Here is a 19,458-nt window from a genome sequence, read left to right as displayed (position 1 = left end):
CGGGTGCGCTGGCGTGGCGGCTGGGGATCGACGGGATTGGGCGCGCTCCGCAATCATCTGAAAATTGCGTAAGTTGATCAAACTCTTGCAATTGTTCGTCGAGAAAGCTACATTCGGATCACCCGCTCATCGATGACGAGGAGTTCCGTGGACACCGAGGTTCCGCAGACCGCACCTGCCAGACCGGTCACCCTGCCCGAGGATGACGGCTGGTGGCGCACCGCCGTGATCTACCAGGTCTACGTCCGCAGCTTCGCAGACGGCGACGGCGACGGCACCGGGGATCTCGCCGGAGTGCGGTCGCGCCTCGGCTACCTTCGCGACCTCGGCGTCGACGCGATCTGGTTCACGCCGTGGTACCCCAGCCCGCTCGCGGACGGCGGGTACGACGTCGCCGACTACCGCGACATCGACCCGCGTTTCGGGACCCTGGGCGAGGCCGAGCTGCTGATCCAGGAGGCTCTGCAGCACGGCATCCGGACGATCGTCGACATCGTGCCCAACCACGTGTCGGATCAGCACGAGTGGTTCCGGCGTGCGCTCGAGGCGGGCCAGGGCAGCCCGGAGCGCGAGCGCTTCTGGTTCCACCCCGGTCGTGGCGAGGACGGAGCCGGCATCCCCACCGACTGGGTGTCCAGCTTCCAGGGCGAGACCTGGACCCGCACCGTCGACGCGGACGGGAACCCGGGCGAGTGGTACCTGCATCTGTTCACCGCGCAGCAGCCGGATCTGAACTGGAACCACCCCGACGTGCGCCGCGAGCACGAGGACATCCTGCGGTTCTGGTTCGACCGCGGCGTCGCAGGGGTGCGGATCGACTCCGCTGCGATGCCGGTGAAGGATGCCACCCTGCCGCCGCTCCCCGTCGGCGACGCGGCACCGGGCGCCCACCCGCACATCGACAGAGATGAACTGCACGACATCTACCGGGGCTGGCGCCGGGTCGCCGACGGGTATCCGGGCGAGCGCGTGCTGGTCGGCGAGGTCTGGCTGGAGGATGCCGAGCGCTTCGCCCGCTACCTGCGACCCGATGAGATGCACACCGCCTTCAACTTCGACTTCATGACCCAGCCGTGGAGCGCGAGCGCGATGAGGGCCAGCATCGAGCGCACGCTCGCCGCGCACGCGCCCATCGGCGCACCGGCCACCTGGGTGCTCTCCAACCACGACGTCACCCGCCCGGTGACGCGCTACGGGCGGGCCGACTCGGGCTTCGCGTTCGAGCGCAAGCGCTTCGGCATCCCGACCGACCTGGCTCGCGGCACACGCCGCGCTCGCGCTGCGGCGCTGCTCGTCGCCGCGCTGCCCGGCAGCCTGTACATCTATCAGGGCGACGAGCTGGGACTCCCCGAGGTCGAGCTTCCCCGCGACGCCCTGCAGGACCCGATGCACTTCCGCTCGCAGGGCGTGGACCCGGGAGAGACGGATGCCGGGTGCCGTTGCCGTGGTCCGGCACCGCATCGCCCTACGGCTTCGGCGGTGAGCCCTGGCTTCCGCAGCCGGGGGACTGGGCAGGACTGACCGTCGATGCCCAGGAGCACGACCCGGAGTCGATGCTCGCGCTGTACCGCTCCGCTGTCGCCCTGCGCCGCAGCAGTCCCGACCTCATCACGCCCGAACTCGTGTGGCTGGAACTCGGAGCCGACGTGCTCGCCTTCCGCCGCGGCGAGTCGACCGTCTGCATCACGAACCTCTCCGCAGCTCCGGTCCCGCTGCCCGCTCATCGCGAGGTGCTGCTGGCCAGCTCCCCGACGGCGGGCGTCCTCGAACCCGACACCTCCCTCTGGCTCGCGCTCTGAGCCGCCGCTCCCCGGAGCACTCGCAGTCACAACCGCACACACCCTGCAATCACGGGACGAGCCGATCCGGCATCCCGTCCATGGAAGGAAAGACGATGAAGTCAACACGGATCCTCGTCGCGGGCATCGCCGTGCTCGCGACGGTCGGCGCCCTCGCCGGCTGCTCCAGCGGTCCCGCGGACAGCGGCGGCAAGACGCAGCTGCGCGTCGCGACGTTCCCGCCGGGCGCCGACGCCGCCGCGTACAAGGCGTTCGCCGAACAGGAGAAGCAGTTCGAGAAGGAGCATCCCGACATCGACATCATCGGTGTCGAGTACGAGTGGAAGGGGCCGACCTTCGCCGTGCAGCTCGCCGGCGGGAGCCTGCCCGACGTCTTCACCGTGCCGTTCACCGACACCAAGACACTGCTCGAGAACGGCCAGCTCACCGATGTCACCGAGGCGCTGGGGAAGCTCGGGTACGAGGACAAGTTCAACCCGGTGATCCTCGACGGGGTCACCGGATCGGACGGGAAGATCTACGGATTCCCGCGGCAGGCCTACGCGATGGGGCTGCACTACAACCGCGATCTCTTCACCGCTGCCGGGCTCGACCCCGACAAGCCCCCGACGACGTGGGACGAGATCCGTGCCGCAGCCAAGACCATCGCCGAGAAGACGGGCAAGGCCGGCTACGCGCAGATGGCGGCCAACAACACCGGCGGCTGGCAGCTGACCGCAGCCACCGTCGCGCGCGGCGCCCGCACTCAGACCGACGCGGAGGACGGCTCCGCCACCTCGACGATCGACAACGACGCGACCAAGGCTGCGCTGCAGTTCCTGCACGACGTGCGCTGGGAGGACGGATCGTTCGGATCCAAGTTCGACCTGGACTGGGGCACGATCAACCAGGAGTTCGCCGCCGGGAACCTCGGCATGTACACCTCGGGATCCGACGTGTACACCGCGCTCGTGCGCGACTTCGGCATGAAGCCGGAGCAGTACGGGCTGGCCGTGGTGCCGGTCGAGGGCGACGACCCCGGCACGCTCGGCGGCGGCGACGTCGCCGTGATCAGCCCGAAGGCCGACCAGGCGAAGAAGGATGCCGCCGTCACCTGGATCGACTGGTACTACATGCAGAAGCTGATGGATGAGGATGCCGCGGTGACCGACGCGAAGACGCTCGCGGACTCCGGCCAGGCGGTCGGCACGCCGCTGCTGCCGGTGCTGAGCCGGGAGCAGTACGAGAAGTCGCTCACCTGGATCGAGCCGTACATCAACGTGCCGCGCGACCAGATGACGCCGTTCACCGACAGCATCTGGGAGCAGACGCCGGTGGGCGAGCCCAAGAAGAAGACGCAGGAGGTGTACGCGCTCCTCGACACCGTGGTGCAGACCGTGCTCACCCAGAAGGACGCCGACATCGACGCCCTGCTGCAGAAGGCGCAGACCGACGCGCAGGCGCTGCTCGATCAATGACGTCTCTCACGGACCCGCAGCGCCGCCGCCCCCGCCGGACACCACTGACCTGGTACCGGGGCGGCGGCCTGTGGAACCTGCTGTTCCTGCTGCCGATGATCGTCGTGTTCGCGGTCTTCAGCTGGTCGCCGATCGTGCAGTCGGTCGTGATGAGCCTGCAGAAGACGAACCTGATCACGTCGGACTGGGTGGGGCTCGCGAACTACACGAAGGTGCTGAGCGACCCGTTGCTCGGCGAAGCGGTGCTGAACACCCTGTGGTTCGCGGTGCTCGCCCTGATCTTCGGGTTCCCTGTTCCGCTGTTCATGGCGGTGCTGATGAGCGAGGTGCGTCGCGCCAAGGGCATCTACTCGGCGCTCGCCTATCTGCCGGTCGTCATCCCGCCGGTGGTCGCGGTGCTGCTGTGGAAGTTCTTCTACTCCGCCGACCCGAACGGCGTCTTCAACACGGTGCTCGGGTGGGTCGGCATCCCGCCGCAGCCGTGGATCCAGGATGCCGTGCAGGCGATGCCCTCACTCGTGCTCGAGGCGACGTGGGCGGGCGCCGGCGGCTCGATCATCATCTACCTCGCCGCGCTGCTCGGCGTGCCGCCAGAGCTCTACGACGCCGCCGAGGTCGACGGGGCCGGTGTGTGGCGCAAGGTCTGGCACGTCACGCTGCCGCAGCTGCGCGGCATCCTCTTCATCATGCTGATCCTGCAGATCATCGCGACCGCGCAGGTGTTCCTCGAGCCGTTCCTGTTCACCGGCGGCGGACCCGCGGGCGCGACCAGAACGATCCTGCTGTACATCTACGACAAGGCGTTCCGGAACAGCCTCGGCGGCGCCTACGGCGAGGCCACCGCGGTGTCAGTGCTGCTCGCGATCGCGCTGGCGCTGCTCAGCTGGCTCTACTTCAAGCTCACCGAACGCTGGAGCACCACATGACCGCGACCGCACCCGCGCGACTCGTTCCGCAGCCCGCTCCGAAGGCAACGAAGCGTGCACGCCGCGTGACCGCCGACCAGGGCGAACGCTCGATCGTCTCGGCCTTCGATCGCCGCAGACGCGGCGCCAGGCTCGGGATGGGCGCGACCCACGTGTTCCTCACCGTCACCCTGGTCATCGCCGGCCTGGGGCCGATCCTGTGGCTGATGAAGTCGGCGATCACCCCGACGCAGGACACGCTCTCGCAGCCGTTCGCGCTGTGGCCGAACGGCGTGGACTGGGCCAACATCGCGACGGCGTGGAACGACGTGGGCATCTCGCACTACTTCTGGAACACGATCCTGCTCGCGGTCGGGGCGTGGTTCTTCCAGCTGTTCGTGGCGACCACCGCCGGGTACGGACTGTCCGTGCTGAAGCCGCGCTACGCGCCGATCCTGAACGCGCTCGTGCTGGCGACCCTGTTCATCCCCGGGATCGTCCTGCTCGTGCCGCTCTACCTCACGATCGTCAACCCGCCGCTGGTCGGTCAGTCGATGCTGAACAACTACCTCGCCGTCTGGCTGCCGATGGCGGCGAACGCGTTCAACATCCTGCTCGTCAAGCGCTTCTTCGACGCTCTGCCCCGAGAGGTGTTCGAAGCGGCGAGGACCGACGGCGCAGGTCCAGTGCGGCTGTTCTGGTCGATCGTGCTGCCGATGTCGAAGCCGATCCTCGGTGTGGTCTCGGTGTTCGCGATCATCGCCGCCTGGAAGGACTACCTCTGGCCGATGCTCGTGCTGCCCGATCCCGCGGTGCAGCCCCTGTCGGTGCGGCTGCCGGCCGTGCAGTCCCAGACCGAGCTGGATGTGTTCCTGGCCGCCCTCGCGATCGCCACGCTGATCCCGATCGCGATGTTCCTGATGTTCCAGTCGGTCTTCCTGCGCTCCGCAGGTCTGGGCGGGGCGGTGAAGGGGTAAGGGCTCAGATCCGGTCCACGTACCTCGGGATGTCCGCGCGATCCACACCGAGCGCGTCCACCGCGGCGACGTACTCGCGGGTGAGCTCCAGCATCCGCTGGTGGCGCGCCGGGGCGTCCAGCCGTGGTGCGACCACCGTGCCGCCTCGTCCCCGCGTCTCGACGAAGCCATCGGCCTCCAGCTCGCGATAGCTGCGCGCGACCGTGTTGGCCGCGAGGCCGAGCGACGCCGCCAGCGCGCGAACGGGAGGCAGCTTCGTGCCCGGACGCAGCCGGCCGCTCGCGATCCGTTCGCGCAGACCGTCTCGGAGCTGCTCGAACGGCGGAGTCGCCGCCTCGGGGTCGATGGCGATGTCGATCTCTGGCATGCGGACCTCCTGCGCAGAACGTATCAGGCGGAGGACCCGCAGGCTGCGGATCAGCGCGGGTCGTGACGGTGCGGACGGTGCGTGCGGGACACGAGGTCGCGCAGCCCCTCCAGTGTTGCGGGGCAGCACCGGCCGCCCGCGCCTGCATCAGCACGTTGCCCAGCGCGGTCGCCTCGACGGGGCCCGCGAGCACCGGCAGCGCTGTACGGTCGGCGGTCACCTGGCAGAGCAGGTCGTTCAACGAGCCGCCGCCGACGAGCTGGATCGCATCCACGCGGCGACCGGTGAGCTCCGAGCCGGTGGCGACGGCGCCGGCGAACGCCGCGGCGATCGACTCGACGATCGTCCGCACCAGCGCAGCCCGTTTCGGCGGCACCGGGCGCCCGGCAGCGCTGAGCACGCCGGCGATGCGATCCGGCATCCCGCCGGGCGCCGCCAGTGCCGCGTCGTTCGCGTCGAACAGGGGGAGCGCGTCATCGACGGATGCCGCCTGCGCGAGAAGGGCGGGGAGGTCGATGGGCGCGCCGTCCTCCGCCTCCCAGGCCCGCACGCTCTCGCTGAGCAGCCAGAGTCCGGTGACGTTGTGCAGGAAGCGGATGCGGCGGTCGACGCCGAGCTCGTTGGTGAAGTTCGCGGCGCGAGCCGCTTCGGTCACGACCGGCGCATCGAGCTCCAGCCCGACGAGTCCCCATGTGCCGCACGAGATGTAGGCCGATTCGGGCGAGGAGAGGGGAGCTGCGACCACGGCGGAAGCGGTGTCGTGCGAGCCGACCGCGACGACGGGAAGGTCGGCACCGATCCGCGCGGCGACGTGAGGCGCCAGATATCCGATCACCGTGCCTGCATCGACGAGCGGCGGCAGGATGCCGGGATCGACGCCGATCTGCTCGGCGAGATCTCGGTCCCACTCCCCGGTGCGCACCGAGAGCAGGCCCGTCGTCGACGCGTTCGTGCGCTCGGCGACCCGAGCGCCCGTGAGCAGGAAGGCGAGCAGGTCCGGTATCAGCAGCGCGGTGTCGGCATCGGGATTCCGCTCGTCGACGGCGAACTGGTACAGCGTGTTGAACGGAAGGAACTGCAGGCCGTTGCGGGCGTACAGCTGGTCGAACGGGACGACCGAGTGCACCCGCTCGACGCCGCGGGCCGTGCGCTCGTCACGGTAGTGGAACGGCTCGGCCAGCAGCTCGCCGTCTCGGAGCAGGCCGTAGTCGACCGCCCAGGAGTCGATGCCGATGCTCTCGATCGCGGGCTCGCGGCGCACCGCCTCGGCGAGGCCGTCGAGGATGTGCTCGAGCAGGGCTGCGAAGTCCCAGTGCAGGCCATCCTCGCGCTGCACCGGTCCGTTCGGGAACCTCGCGACCTGCTCGAGCTCGAGCAGGTCGGGGCCGACGCGTCCGATCATGACCCGGCCGCTCGTCGCGCCCAGGTCGACAGCGGCGAACGCGCGGGTCATCGGCTGCCTTTCCACGGGTCGTTGAGCGGAGGCGAGGGACGAGCCGGAGACGAAACGTGGTGAGGTGTGTCGGGAGTCCTGGCGCGTTTCGTCTCGTCGCTGCGCTCCTCGCTCAACGACCGGAGGAGTGGCCACAGGAGAACAGGGCTCATCGCAGGAAAGCCGCCGCGACGCCGGAGTCGACCGGGATGTGCAGGCCGGTGGTGCGGGACAACTCCGGGCCGGTCAGCACGTAGACCGCGTCCGCGACGTTCTCGGGGACGACCTCGCGCTTCAGGATCGTGCGGTTCGCGTAGAACTGGCCGAGGTCCTCCTCCGCGACGCCGTAGGTCGCGGCGCGGTTCGCACCCCAGCCCGAGGCGAAGATGCCCGAGCCGCGCACGACGCCGTCGGGGTTGATGCCGTTGACCCGCACGCCGTGCTCGCCGAGCTCGACCGCGAGCAGCCGCACCTGGTGGGCCTGATCGGCCTTCGTCGCGGAGTAGGCGATGTTGTTCGGGCCGGCGAAGACGGAGTTCTTCGAGGAGATGTAGATGATGTCGCCGCCGAGCTTCTGATCGATGAGCACCTTCGCGGCGGCCTTCGAGACGAGGAACGACCCCTTCGCCATCACGTCGTGCTGCAGGTCCCAGTCCTTCTCGGTGGTCTCCAGCAGCGGCTTCGACAGCGACAGGCCGGCGTTGTTCACGACCAGGTCGACACCGCCGAAGGCCAGCACGGCTGCATCGAGCGCTGCCCGCACGGCATCCGCGTCGGCGACGTTCGCGGCGACGCCGATCGCGACATCCGCGTTCCCGAGCTCGGATGCCGCCGCCTGCGCCTTCTCGAGGTCGAGGTCGGCGACCACGACGCAGGCGCCCTCGGCGGCGAGGCGGGTGGCGATGGCCTTGCCGATGCCGGAGGCCGCGCCGGTGACGAAGGCGACCCGGCCCTGGTGCGACTTCGGCTTCGGCATCCGCTGAAGCTTGGCTTCCTCGAGCGCCCAGTACTCGATATTGAACTTCTCGGCGTCCGAGATCGGCGCGTAGGTCGACAGCGCCTCGGCGCCGCGCATCACGCCGATCGCGTTGACGTAGAACTCGCCGGCGACGCGGGCGGTCTGCTTGTTCGCGCCGTAGGAGAACATGCCGACGCCGGGCACCAGCACGATCAGCGGATCCGCGCCGCGGATCGCAGGAGACTCGGGAGTGGCGTGCGCGTCGTAATAGGCCTGGTAGTCGGCGCGGTACTCGGCGTGCAGCTCGTGCAGTCGCGCGATCTGCTCCTCGGCGGATGCGGTCGCCGGCAGGTCCAGGATGAGCGGCTTGACCTTCGTGCGCAGAAAATGATCCGGGCAGCTCGTGCCCAGCGCCGCCAGAGCCGGCGCCTTCTCGGAGGCCAGGAACTCGAGCACCGCGTCGGAGTCGGTGAAGTGCCCGAGCATCGGCCTGTCGGTCGAGGCGATGCCGCGGATCGTCGGGGCCAGGGCTGCGGCACGGGCACGACGCTCGGCCTCTGGCACCGCCTCGAATCCGGTGCGCACACCGCCGAACGGCTCGGCCTTGCCGTGCTCCGCGATGTAGGCGGCTGCCGTGTCGATGATCCACAGCGAGTTCGCCTCGGCCTCGTCGCTCGCGTCGCCCCACGCGGTGATGCCGTGGCCGCCGAGGATGCAGCCGACAGCCTGCGGGTTCTTCGCCTTGATCGCGGCGATGTCGAGGCCGAGTTGGAATCCGGGGCGGCGCCACGGCACCCACACGACCCTGTCGCCGAAGATCTTGGTCGTGAGCGCCTCGCCGTCAGCGGCGGTCGCGATCGCGATGCCGCTGTCCGGATGCAGGTGGTCGACGTGTGCGGCATCGACCAGTCCGTGCATCGCGGTGTCTATCGACGGGGCGGCGCCGCCCCTGCCGTGCAGGCAGTAATCGAATGCGGCGACCATCTCGTCCTCGCGGTCGACGCCGGGGTAGACGTTCACCAGCGCGCGCATGTGGTCCAGGCGCAGCACGGCGAGTCCCTGCTCGGTGAGGGTGCCCAGGTCTCCGCCCGAGCCCTTCACCCAGAGCAGCTCCACGGGCCCGCCGGTGACCGGGTCGGTCGACGTCCCCTTCGCCGAGGTGTTCCCGCCGGCGTAATTCGTGTTCTTCGGATCAGCGCCGAGGCGGTTGGATCGTGCGATGAGGGCGGCGGCGGGGTCGGTCATGTCGGTCTCCTCGTGATCGGCGCTCATGCGCCCCAGCCGGCCTGGGTTCCGCCGACGCGGTCGACGGCGATCCGCTGCTGATAGCCGGATGCCAGGTAGGCGGCCATCGGATCGGGTGAGAGTCCCCGGGACTCGCGCCAGGAGGCCAGGGCGGGGCGGACATCCGTGTAGAAAGCGTCCATGAACACGGCATTGGCGGCCAGCACGTCGTTCGCGCTCTGCGCGGCGGCGAGGGCGTCGCGGTCGACGAGCAGTGCGCGGGCGGTCATCTCCTGCACGTTCAGCACCGAGCGGATCTGTCCCGGGATCTTGTCCTCGATGTTGTGACACTGGTCGAGCATGAATGCCACATCGTGGTTGTTCAGCCCGTCTCCGCGGATCACCTCGAACAGGATGCGGAACAGCTGGAACGGATCGGCGGCGCCGACGATCAGGTCGTCGTCGGCGTAGAAGCGGGAGTTGAAGTCGAACGAGCCCAGCTTGCCGAGGCGCAGCAGTTGCATGACGATGAACTCGATGTTCGTGCCGGGGGCGTGGTGGCCGGTGTCGAGGCAGACCATCGCCTTGTCGCCGAGCGCAGCCACCTGCGCATAGCTCGTCCCCCAGTCCGGGACATCCGTGTGATAGAACGCCGGTTCGAAGAATTTGTACTCCAGGACCAGGCGCTGATCGTCACCCAGCCGGGCGTAGATCCTCTGCAGGGAGTCGTGCAGGCGATCCTGGCGGGCACGAAGATCGGCCTGCCCGGGATAGTTCGATCCCTCGGCCAGCCAGATCTTCAGGTCGCGGCTGCCGGTCTGATCCATGACATCGATGCAGGCGAGGTGGTGGTCGATCGCCTTCCGTCGGACGTGATCGTCCTCATGGGTGAGTGCGCCGAACTTGTAGTCCTCGTCCTGGAAGGTGTTCGAGTTGATCGTCCCCAGCCGCACGCCGTGGTCCTCGGCGTGTCTGCGCAGATCGCCGAAGTCGCACATGTCCCACGGGATGTGCAGGGCCACCGACGGCGCGAGCGCCGTGAAGGCGTGCACCTGTGCGGCATCCGCGATCTTCTCGAACGGGTCGCGCGGAGTGCCGGGTGTGCCGAACACCCGGAACCGGGTGCCGGAGTTGCCGAAGGCCCAGGAGGGGAGCTCGATGGACTGCTGCTCGAGCTCGGACAGGATCGATGGGGACAGGCTGCTCATGATGCGGTGCTCTCCTTGTCGGCGGTGGATGCGAGCTGATCCTCGAGGTGGAAGATCTCGTCGAGAACGAGGAAGCCGGTGTCCGGTGCACCGTCGAGATCGACGAAGAACCGCGCCATCTCGGACTGCCACCGCTCGTTGACATCGGTGCCGGCCATGGCCGACTGCGCCTGCTCGAGAGTGCCCTCCGATTCGAAGTATCCGATCAGCAGGCCGTCCTGACGCAGGAACAGCGAGTAGTTGTGCCAGCCGCTGTCCTGCAGGGCGTGAAGCATGTCCGGCCAGACGGCGGCATGACGCCGGCGGTACTCGTCGAGGTGCTCGGCGGCGACCTGCAGCTGGAAGCAGTAGCGATTCATGCGCGCACCTCGCGGAAGTCGATGCCGAGGAGGGATGCCGCGGCGCGATAGGTCTCCGCGCGGTGGCCGGTGGACAGGCTCCAGTGATGCCCGACGCCCGTCGCAGACCAGGCATCAACCCATTCCCCGGGGTCGCGTCCGAAATCGACGCGACTGGTGGTGTTCCCGATCGCGAGCAGCGGGCCTGGCACGACGACGCCCTCGGAGGCGACGAAGGACAGCGCGCCGTCGCGGTCCTGACCCAGGCCCAGAAGCGTGACAGGACCGTGCTGAACGTCGAACTCCACCGAGACGCCCCAGCCGCGCTTGCCGTGGTAGACGCCGAGGCCGCGCAGCAGCGGGTCGCGGGAGGAGACGGCGAGATGAGCGGGGCCGTCGTGCCCCATCTCGACCACGCCGTCCTCGAAGTTCAGGGCCTGGATCTCGCAGAACGAGCCGCCCGCTCCGACCACCTGCGTCGCCAGCTGCGCGACAGTCGTCCGCAGTTCGTACTCACCGGTCGTGGGAATGCCCCGCGCGGTGAGCAGGGAGGCGCCGAGGATCATCCCGGCACCCAGCCGCTCGTGCTGCTCGCCGTCGAGTCCGCGGTGGTAGTAGGCCAGGGAGTCGAGCCCGAAGTCGTCTACGAGCCGGTCGAGGCCCACCGAGACCCGGGCGCCCCAGGCGAAGTCCGCCTCCTGGACGGAGTCGTCGATCGTGAAGATCTCCCGTGCCAGAGCCATGCGCTCGGCGGTCTCCGTGTCGGTCACCCTCTCGACCCTGACCCGCAGGTCGTCGAACTCGAGCACCTCGACGTGGGATCCGAACGTGGTCGGCAGCAGCGTGAGGTCCGTGGAGACGTCGAGCATCCCCGGGTACACGTGCCCCATCAGTCCGTGACGCGCATGCCGCAGCGCTGCGTGCACATGCGCGGCCGAGATCCATCGTCCGATCCGCTCCCAGGCGGATTCCTGACGGAGCCAGCCTGAGACCGACCGGAACGGGATGCCCGCGCGGCGGAAGACGTTGCCGACCTCGGGCACGGGGCACTGGCCGCAGTAGGCGAGCCAGGCGCCGGTGTCGAAGGCGGCATGATCCATCTTCTCGGTGGGCTGCAGGTCGATGACGAGCACCGGGGATCCGGCGCGCTGAGCGATGGGCAGCACCATCGAGCTCGTGAGATACGTGGTGAGGAACAGCACGATCAGATCGCAGTCCGCAGTGCGCAGACGCTCCGCGGCGACAGCCCCCTCCTGGGCATCCGAGATGAAGCCGACGTCGACGACTTCCGCGTCCATCTCCGCGAATCGCTCCGACACGTAGCGCGACGACTCCTGCAGCTGCGGGAGCAGCCCGGGGAACTGCGGCCAGTAGGTGCCGAGGCCGCCGGCCACGAGGCCGATCCTCGGCCTGCGGCGCCGGTGCGGCGGGAGGAGGGCGGCGGTGTTGTCTGCGGTCATCTCATTCTCTTTCCGGGACTTCAGGCGGACCGGTGCTGCGGGGCCGGACGCCGGCCCCGCAGCACCGACGGATCAGAAGTCGTAGTCGTCGATGTTGTCCTTGTTGAACACCGTCGGAGGCCCGACGATGACGACGCCGTCCGCACCGACCTCCTTCTCGCCCAGGTCACCGGCCGTGAAGGTGTCGCCCTCCTTGCCCGTGATCTTGCCGTCGGCCAGTGCCTTGCCGGCGAACGCGGCGACGTATCCGAGCTGAGCCGGATCCCACAGCGCGAACTCCGTCACGGTGCCGTCCTTCACGAACGGGCGCATCTCGTTCGGCAGGCCGAGCCCGGTCAGCGCGACCTTGCCCTTGTACTGCGAGGTCGACAGGTATCGCGCGGTGGCGGCGATGCCGACCGTCGTCGGAGAGATGATGCCCTTGAGGTCGGGGTACGCCTGCATGAGCCCCTGAGCCTCCTGGAACGACTTCGTGTCGTCGTCGTCACCGTAGACGGTGGCCACGAGCTTGATCTTCGCGTAGTCGGGGTTGGACTTCAGCTCCTCCTCCATGTACTTGATCCACTCGTTCTGGTTGGTCGCGTTCGCCGTGGCGGACAGGATGGCGATCTCGCCCTCGCCGCCGATCTGCTCGGAGATGAGCTTCACCTGGATGAGAGCGACATCCTTGGCCACCACCTGGCTGACGAACAGATCGCGGCAGTTGAGGTCCGAGTCGAAGCCGACGATCTTGGCACCGCCTGACTTCGCCTCCTCCACCGCCGGGCAGACCGCGTCGGGGTCGTTGGCGGCGATCACGAGGACGTTGGTTCCGGCCTGTGTCTCGGCGTTGATGAACGACACCTGGCTCGAGGCACTGGCGTCCAGCGGCCCGACGACCTGCGAAGAGGCGAATCCGGCCTCCTTCGCGCCGTCCTTCCCGCCGCCCAGGACGACATCGGTGTACGGGTTGTTCAGCTGCTTCGGGATGAAGGTGATGCTCAGGTCATCCGCCCCGCCGCCACCACCCCCGCCTCCGCCATCGGAGGGTGTGCCGCTGCAGGCGGCGAGTGCGAGAGCCGCCGAGGCGGCAAGCGCGACGGCCGCTGCGATCCGTCCGCGCCGACGGTGTTTCAGGTTCAACTCCATTGTTCTTCCTTTCGACGGGCGCCTGGTGCTAGGCGCCGACGGATCCCGAGGTCGTGCCCTGGGGACGTGCATGCCGCATCCGGCGCTCATGTCGGCGGCGGGCGAGCGCGGCGGTGATGCTGGGGAGGACCACCGAGACGATCAGCAGAGTGCCGGTGACGATGATCAGGACCACGTCGGAGACGCGTCCGAGGCGGAGTGCGTAGTTGATCGTGCCGATCAGGAGCACGCTCGCGACGACTCCGGGAACGGATCCGCGGCCGCCGAAGATCGACACACCGCCGAGCAGGACGGCGGCGATCACCGTGAGCTCGAGCCCTGCGGCGTTGTCCGATCGGGCGCTCGAGTACCGCAGCGTCCAGTAGATGCCGGCGATCGCCGCCACAACGCCGCAGGCCACGTAGAGCCAGAACTTCGATCGCTCGACATCGATGCCGACGAACCGCGCCGCCTCCTTGGAGTAGCCCATGGCGTAGAGGCCCCGACCGAACGGTGTGAAGTGCAGCACGACACCGAACATCAGGACGACGATCGCGACGATGATCATGACCGTCGGGATGCCCGTCGCGCCGAGTTTCGACGTGACGAAGGCGTTCAGCTCGGGCGGGAAGTTCGCCACGGCATTGTCGCCGATCACGACCAGGGCGAGACCGCGGAACAGCGCCAGAGTGCCGATCGTGACGGCGAGGGACGGCAGGCCGACGACGGCGATGAGGATGCCGTTGACCGCTCCGGTGACCACGCCCACCATGAGGCTGATCAGCAGTGCGGGGACGATGCCGACGCCCGACTGCCAGAGCACGCCGAGCACGGCGCTGGTCAGACCGGCGATCGATGCCACCGACAGGTCGATCTCCCCGGTGATGATGATCAGCGTCATCGGCATGGCGATCAGCAGCACGGGTACGACATCCAGCAGCAGGAACCCGGTCGTCACCGGTGAGGCGAATCGGGGGACGGTGACGCTGAAGAGCAGGATCGTCGCGACCAGGACGTAGATCATGATCGCGTCGCGGCCGAGCAGCATCCGGTTCCACCCGGTGCGGCCCTTCGGCTCGCCGGCCAGGGTCTTGGAGGTGGACGCCGCCGCCAGCGACGTGGAGGTGTCGGTGTCAGTCATCTCGTGCCTCGCTGAGTCGGAGCCGGCGTGCGGTGCGCAGCGCGGCGATGCGGTCGATGAGGATCGCGACGATGATGAGCGCGCCGACGATCGCCTGCTGCCAGAACTTGTCGACGCGGATCGCGGTGAGGGCGCTCGTGATCGTCGTGAGCAGCAGCGCGCCGAGGGCGGCCCCGACGACGCTTCCCGATCCGCCGAAGATGGCGACGCCGCCGACGACCGCGGCGGCCACGACGTTCAGCTCCATCCCCGTGCCGGTCGTCGCGCCGACGGAGTTGAACCGTGCCGCGTACAGGACGCCGGCGAGGCCGGCGAGAAGTCCGTTCGCGACGAAGGCGAACAGCACGCGGCGGTTCACCTTGATGCCGAACAGCACGGCGGCGGACGGATCCGAGCCGATCGCGTACAGATCGCGTCCGGAACGGGCGCCGGCGAGATAGACGGCGAGCGCGGCGACGGCCACGATCGCGATCAGCGTGATGATCGGGAACCCGAGGATCGTGTCGACGGCGAGCGCGCCGAAGGCGTCGGGCCGGTCGTCGGCGAAGTACTGGGTGCCGCCAGCCCACCAGTTGTTGAGGCCGCGATAGATGTACAGCGTGCCGAGCGTGATCACCAGAGCGGGAACGCCGGCCAGCGTGACGAGCAGTCCGTTGACCGCTCCGAGCACTGCTCCGAACGCGACCCCGGCGAGGAGGACGACCCAGATCGGGATGCCCGGGGAGTTCGCGAACAGCGTTCCCGTCATGAACGCGACCAGGCCGAGGATCGAGCCGACGGAGAGGTCGATGTTGCGTGTGACGATGACGAGGGTCTGCCCGGCGGCGAGGATGATCATGATCGTCGCGTTCAGCAGCAGGTCCTTCACGCCCTGCGGCGACAGGAACAGCGGATTGGCCAGGTAGGTGAGGAGCACGAGGGCGACCAGCGCGATCAGCACCGGGAGCTCGCGTGCGCGCAGCAGGCCGCCGAGCCGGGAGGGGGCCGACGCGGGCCCTCGCTGCGTCGTGCTCTCGTCGACGGCGGTCATGCGGCCTCCTCCTTCCGTGCGGCGGGGGCGTGGGTCGCGGCATGCATCACGGCCTCGGGGGTCGCCTCGTCGCGGTCGATCGTCGCCGTGACGCGTCCTTCATGCATCACGACGACCCGGTCGGCCATGCCGAGCACCTCCGGCAGCTCGCTGGAGATCATCAGGATCGCGATCCCGCGCCCGGCGAGGTCGGAGAGCAGGCGATGCACCTCGGCCTTCGTGCCTACGTCGATGCCCCGCGTCGGTTCGTCGATGATCAGCAGCCGGGGCTCGGTCGACAGCCATTTCGCGAGCACCACCTTCTGCTGGTTGCCTCCAGAGAGGGTCGAGACCGGGTACTCCATCGATCCGGTCTTCACCTGCAGCCGCTTCGTCCACTCCTGCGCCGTGCGGCGCTCCCGGTCGCCGCGGATCAGGCCGAAGCGCGCCAGTCGCCCGCGGAGCGCGAGGGTGGCGTTGCGCGACACCGACAGGTCCATGACCAGTCCCTGCCGACGGCGGTCCTCGGGCACGAAACCGATGCCGGCGTCGATCGCCTTCTGTACGTCGTGCCGACGCAGCGGCACGCCGTCGAGGGCGACATGGCCGTCGTCGTACTCGTCGATGCCGAACACTGCGCGGGCGACCTCTGTCCGTCCGGCGCCGACCAGGCCGGCGAGCCCGACGATCTCACCGGCGCGCACGTCGATGTCGATGTCCTGGAACACGCCGCGCCGGGTGAGTCCCTGTACGGAGAGCACGACGTCGCCGATCTGCGCCGGCGTCTTCGGGAAGAGCTGGTCGACATCGCGACCCACCATCTGCCGGACGATCCCTTCGACCGTCGCCTCGGCCGTCTGATGGGTGGCGATGTAGCGGCCGTCGCGCATCACGGTGATGCGATCGGTGAGTGCGAACACCTCGTCGAACCGATGGGAGATGAACAGGATCGCCGCTCCGCGGTCGCGCAGTGAGCGGGCGACCTGGAAGAGCCTCTCCACCTCTACACCGCTCAGGGCCGCTGTCGGCTCGTCCATGATCAGGACACGGGCGTCCAGCGAGATGGCCTTGGCGATCTCGATGATCTGCTGGTCGGCGATCGAGAGGCCCTCGGCGATGCGGTCGGGATCGATCGGCACGCCCAGCGTCTCGAAGAGCTCGCGGGCGTCGGCGCGCATCCGCGTCCGGCTGATGAGTCCGGCGCCTCCGCGCGGCTGGCGACCGATGAAGATGTTCTCGGCGACGGTGAGATCGGGGAAGAGCGTGGGCTCCTGGTAGATGACCGACACGCCTGCGGCCTTGCTGTCGGCGACCGACCGGAAGGCGACGGGATCGCCTTCGATGAGGAAGTCGCCGCCGTCGGGGTGGTACAGCCCGGCGAGGAGCTTGACCAGCGTCGACTTCCCCGCGCCGTTCTCGCCGACGAGCGCGTGGATCTCACCGGAGCGCAGTTCGATCGTCCCGTCGGCGAGGGCGATCACCGGTCCGAAGGTCTTCACTGCGCCGCGGAGCGCGAGCACGGGCGGATCGGATTCCGCGGCGGGCGGCGGGAAGGTCATGATGCAGCCGTCTCCTCATCGAGCGTCGGGTCATTGGATGAATCGTTTCATTGACTCATGCACGACGATGCTATGGCGTAGCAACCGTGAAGACAAGAGGCGGACGAAACTGATTCTGATTCGTTTCATTGCTTGGCGATCGTCGTAGAGTTCTGTTGACGGGAGGAGTGCGTCGTGGCGATCAGCGTGCGAGATGTCGCGGAGGATGCCGGGGTGTCGGTCGGCACGGTGTCGAACGTGCTGAACAGGCCGGAGAAGGTGTCCGCCGACATCGTCGCGCGGGTACAGGCGTCCATCGCGCGGCTCGGCTTCATCCGCAACGATGCGGCGAGGCAGCTGCGCGCGGGGCGCAGCCGGGCGATCGGACTGGTCGTCCTCGACATCCGCAACCCGTTCTTCGCCGAGGTCGTGCGCGGCGCAGAGGAGCGGGCGGACGAGCACGGACTGACCGTTCTCGTCGCGAACAGCGACGAGAACCAGCAGCGTGAGGCCGGTCATCTGGCCTTGTTCGAGGAGCAGCGCGTCACGGGCGTGCTGGTGACGCCCGTGGCGGAGCTGCTGCCGAGACTGGTGCAGATGAGCGAGCGCGGCATCCCCTCGGTGCTGGTCGACCGCGAGTCGCAGGATCCGCGGTTCGCCTCGGTCGCGGTGGATGACGTCGAGGGCGGACGGCTCGCCGCCGAGCACCTGCTCGCGACCGGACGGCGACGCCTGGCTTTCGTGGGCGGGCCGGTGAAGCTGCGGCAGGTCGCCGACCGGCTCAGTGGAGCCCAGGCCGCTGCGGCCGCCGCCAACGCGAGCGTCGAGTTCCTCGCCACCGAGGCACTCACCGTCGATGAGGGGCGACGGCTGGGCGACCTGATCATGCGGAGGCCCGCCGCCGAGCGGCCGGACGCGGTGTTCGCCGCGAACGACCTGCTGGCACTCGGCCTGCTGCAGAGCCTGGTGATGACGGGGAACGCCCGCGTTCCGCAGGACATCGCCCTGATCGGCTACGACGACATCGACTTCGCCGCGGCAGCGGTGATCCCGCTCAGCTCGGTGCGCCAGCCCGCCTCCCTCATCGGATCCACCGCCGTCGACATGCTCTTGAGCCGGAGCGGTGGTGCGGCTCCCTCCACGGAGCACGTGGTGTTCCAGCCGGAGCTCGTCGCCCGCGCATCGTCCCTGGGGGCCTGAACCGCGCGCCGGCCCGGTTCGCGACGTCACAATCGACCGGTTATGATGGATGGACGTGCGCGGCCGAGGCTTCGCACATGGAGACGTCGCATAGTCAGGCCTAGTGCACCACCCTGCTAAGGTGGAGTCCCCTCACGGGGACCGAGGGTTCAAATCCCTCCGTCTCCGCACTGGAAAGTCCTGATCAGGGGCTATTTTATACCACTTCTGCCACGTGATCTGCCATCTCTGCCACGTCTGCGGCATGGTCGGCGTTGAGCAGTGTTGCGGTTCTGCGGGATTTCTCTGAGCGTTCTGCTCGATGAGCGCTCGTCCACTGTGCGGTTTCGGTCACCTGAGAGCGAGACCGAGAGCGCCGATCCCTCCGTCTCTCTTCGCCCGGCAGACACCCGAAGGAGCCTGCTGCGGTCCTCCGACTCCCGGGTCGGGTCTCGTCGCGAACGAAGTCGACGTTATCGGCAGGCCCGAGCTGGTGCGTGCGCAGCGGGTTCTCGTGCCATTCGAAGCGGCCAACGGGCGTGTCGCATGCGGTCCCGTCTTGGTGTGGAAGGGCGGCCAGGACAGCGGCGCGCCCTTAGCGCCCACATGGGCGAGGTTTCGGCGGTCAATTAGGTAGAGGCCGATTCGACCCTTGCCGAGACCGCTGGGTGCATGCCAACCCACCACCGGTCGAGCAGGTCATCGACGGCCTTGACCGCGAGCTCGGCCACTGGGCGGCTGGGGTCGAGCATCATCTGGACGATGAGGCCATCGGTGATTCCTGAGAGCTGGGCGGCAGCGACGGACGCGTCCAGCGTCGGATCCAGGTAGCCGTCGGAGAGCGCGTCTCGGACCAGGTTGGCGAGGATGTCGCGCCAGCTCTGGTAGAGCTCAGCTTGTCTGGATCGGAGCGCGTCGTTCGTGTATGTGTGCGCCCACATGGACAGCCATACGCCGAACTCGTCGGCTCGTTCAGGGTCCAGTGGCAGGTTGCTCAAAGCCACCAGCCGCAGGCGCTCTCGTGCGTCACGCGCGGGCGCGATGTTGATTCGGAGGTGCTGCCGGAAGCTTTCTGTGAGCAGCTCGAATGCGGCGAAGATGATCGCTTCCTTGTCGGGGAAATAATGGAACAGCACGCCGCTACCGATCCCGGCTTCCCGGGCGAGTTCGCGCGTAGTGACGCCGGCGATGCCGTGGCGCACGATCACCCGCCAACAGGCGCGCGCGATGTCCTCGCGTCGCCGTTCAACGTCGACGATCTTCGGCATCCGTATCCATTCCCCACGTTTTCGTTGACCGTGCGTTCGATTATCCATAGTGTCATAATCGCCGCAACCAGGGGCCTCATTGCCGGGGTGG

Annotated in this window: 14 protein-coding genes, 1 tRNA gene and 2 pseudogenes; 6 read left to right on the top strand and 11 right to left on the bottom strand. The window is 68.4% G+C overall.

The window, feature by feature from the left end; genetic code table 11:
• The first annotated feature begins 132 nt into the window (after window positions 1–132).
• The 4 genes and pseudogenes from L2X99_RS11600 (at window position 133) to L2X99_RS11585 (ending at window position 5,138) form a co-directional block, all read left to right on the top strand.
• Window positions 133–1,799, top strand: a pseudogene (locus tag L2X99_RS11600) (glycoside hydrolase family 13 protein).
• 95 nt (window positions 1,800–1,894) lie between these two features.
• Window positions 1,895–3,256, top strand: coding sequence for an extracellular solute-binding protein (locus L2X99_RS11595; RefSeq protein WP_236135139.1), 1,362 nt, complete (start codon window positions 1,895–1,897; stop codon window positions 3,254–3,256).
• Window positions 3,253–4,182, top strand: coding sequence for a carbohydrate ABC transporter permease (locus tag L2X99_RS11590; RefSeq protein WP_236126601.1), 930 nt, complete (start codon window positions 3,253–3,255; stop codon window positions 4,180–4,182). The genes L2X99_RS11595 and L2X99_RS11590 overlap by 4 nt, the downstream gene beginning before the upstream one ends.
• Window positions 4,179–5,138: a carbohydrate ABC transporter permease gene (locus L2X99_RS11585; RefSeq protein ID WP_236126602.1), complete on the top strand. Its 960-nt coding sequence runs from the start codon at window positions 4,179–4,181 to the stop codon at window positions 5,136–5,138. Before L2X99_RS11590 ends, L2X99_RS11585 begins: the two co-directional genes overlap by 4 nt.
• A 4-nt stretch (window positions 5,139–5,142) precedes the next feature.
• On the opposite strand, the gene L2X99_RS11580 is transcribed toward L2X99_RS11585, so the two are convergent.
• The 10 genes and pseudogenes from L2X99_RS11580 to L2X99_RS11535 form a co-directional block, all read right to left on the bottom strand.
• Entirely contained in the window at window positions 5,143–5,505 is a 363-nt protein-coding gene (locus L2X99_RS11580) for a GntR family transcriptional regulator (RefSeq protein WP_236126603.1), read from the bottom strand.
• Window positions 5,506–5,695: 190 nt separating this feature from the next.
• Window positions 5,696–6,907: pseudogene (locus tag L2X99_RS11575) on the bottom strand (rhamnulokinase); the annotation flags it as partial.
• A 199-nt stretch (window positions 6,908–7,106) separates the two neighbouring features.
• The gene (locus L2X99_RS11570) at window positions 7,107–9,167 is read right to left on the bottom strand and encodes a bifunctional aldolase/short-chain dehydrogenase (protein WP_268928502.1); all 2,061 of its coding nucleotides are present in this window, start codon (window positions 9,165–9,167) and stop codon (window positions 7,107–7,109) included.
• Complete coding sequence (gene rhaI, locus L2X99_RS11565; RefSeq protein WP_236126604.1) at window positions 9,164–10,327, bottom strand: L-rhamnose isomerase; 1,164 nt, start codon at window positions 10,325–10,327, stop codon at window positions 9,164–9,166. Before rhaI ends, L2X99_RS11570 begins: the two co-directional genes overlap by 4 nt.
• A complete protein-coding gene (locus L2X99_RS11560) occupies window positions 10,324–10,686 on the bottom strand; it encodes an L-rhamnose mutarotase (RefSeq protein WP_236126605.1) in 363 nt (120 codons plus the stop codon). The genes rhaI and L2X99_RS11560 overlap by 4 nt, the downstream gene beginning before the upstream one ends.
• Window positions 10,683–12,125 carry an L-fucose/L-arabinose isomerase family protein gene (locus tag L2X99_RS11555; protein ID WP_236126606.1) on the bottom strand — a complete coding sequence of 481 codons (1,443 nt, stop codon included), beginning with the start codon at window positions 12,123–12,125 and terminating at the stop codon, window positions 10,683–10,685. The genes L2X99_RS11560 and L2X99_RS11555 overlap by 4 nt, the downstream gene beginning before the upstream one ends.
• A gap of 72 nt (window positions 12,126–12,197) precedes the next feature.
• Window positions 12,198–13,253, bottom strand: a complete 1,056-nt coding sequence (rhaS, locus tag L2X99_RS11550; protein WP_236126607.1) for a rhamnose ABC transporter substrate-binding protein — start codon at window positions 13,251–13,253, stop codon at window positions 12,198–12,200.
• A 28-nt stretch (window positions 13,254–13,281) separates the two neighbouring features.
• Window positions 13,282–14,373 (bottom strand): ABC transporter permease, encoded by a 1,092-nt coding sequence (locus tag L2X99_RS11545; RefSeq protein ID WP_236126608.1) that lies wholly within the window; start codon window positions 14,371–14,373, stop codon window positions 13,282–13,284.
• The gene (locus L2X99_RS11540; RefSeq protein ID WP_236135138.1) at window positions 14,366–15,403 is read right to left on the bottom strand and encodes an ABC transporter permease; all 1,038 of its coding nucleotides are present in this window, start codon (window positions 15,401–15,403) and stop codon (window positions 14,366–14,368) included. Before L2X99_RS11540 ends, L2X99_RS11545 begins: the two co-directional genes overlap by 8 nt.
• Window positions 15,400–16,941, bottom strand: coding sequence for a sugar ABC transporter ATP-binding protein (locus L2X99_RS11535; protein WP_236135137.1), 1,542 nt, complete (start codon window positions 16,939–16,941; stop codon window positions 15,400–15,402). The genes L2X99_RS11540 and L2X99_RS11535 overlap by 4 nt, the downstream gene beginning before the upstream one ends.
• 174 nt (window positions 16,942–17,115) lie before the next feature.
• On the opposite strand from L2X99_RS11535, the gene L2X99_RS11530 reads away from it, so the two are divergent.
• Entirely contained in the window at window positions 17,116–18,120 is a 1,005-nt protein-coding gene (locus L2X99_RS11530; RefSeq protein ID WP_236126611.1) for a LacI family DNA-binding transcriptional regulator, read from the top strand.
• A gap of 79 nt (window positions 18,121–18,199) precedes the next feature.
• Window positions 18,200–18,288 (top strand) — tRNA-Ser (locus L2X99_RS11525).
• Between the two features lie 440 nt (window positions 18,289–18,728).
• On the opposite strand, the gene L2X99_RS11520 is transcribed toward L2X99_RS11525, so the two are convergent.
• On the bottom strand, window positions 18,729–19,367 hold the full coding sequence (locus tag L2X99_RS11520) for a TetR/AcrR family transcriptional regulator (RefSeq protein ID WP_236126612.1): 639 nt from the start codon (window positions 19,365–19,367) through the stop codon (window positions 18,729–18,731).
• Window positions 19,368–19,458 lie beyond the last annotated feature (91 nt).

The organism is Microbacterium sp. KUDC0406 (genome assembly GCF_021582875.1).
Lineage (GTDB): Bacteria > Actinomycetota > Actinomycetes > Actinomycetales > Microbacteriaceae > Microbacterium.
This window is presented reverse-complemented; position numbering and strand designations above follow the sequence as displayed.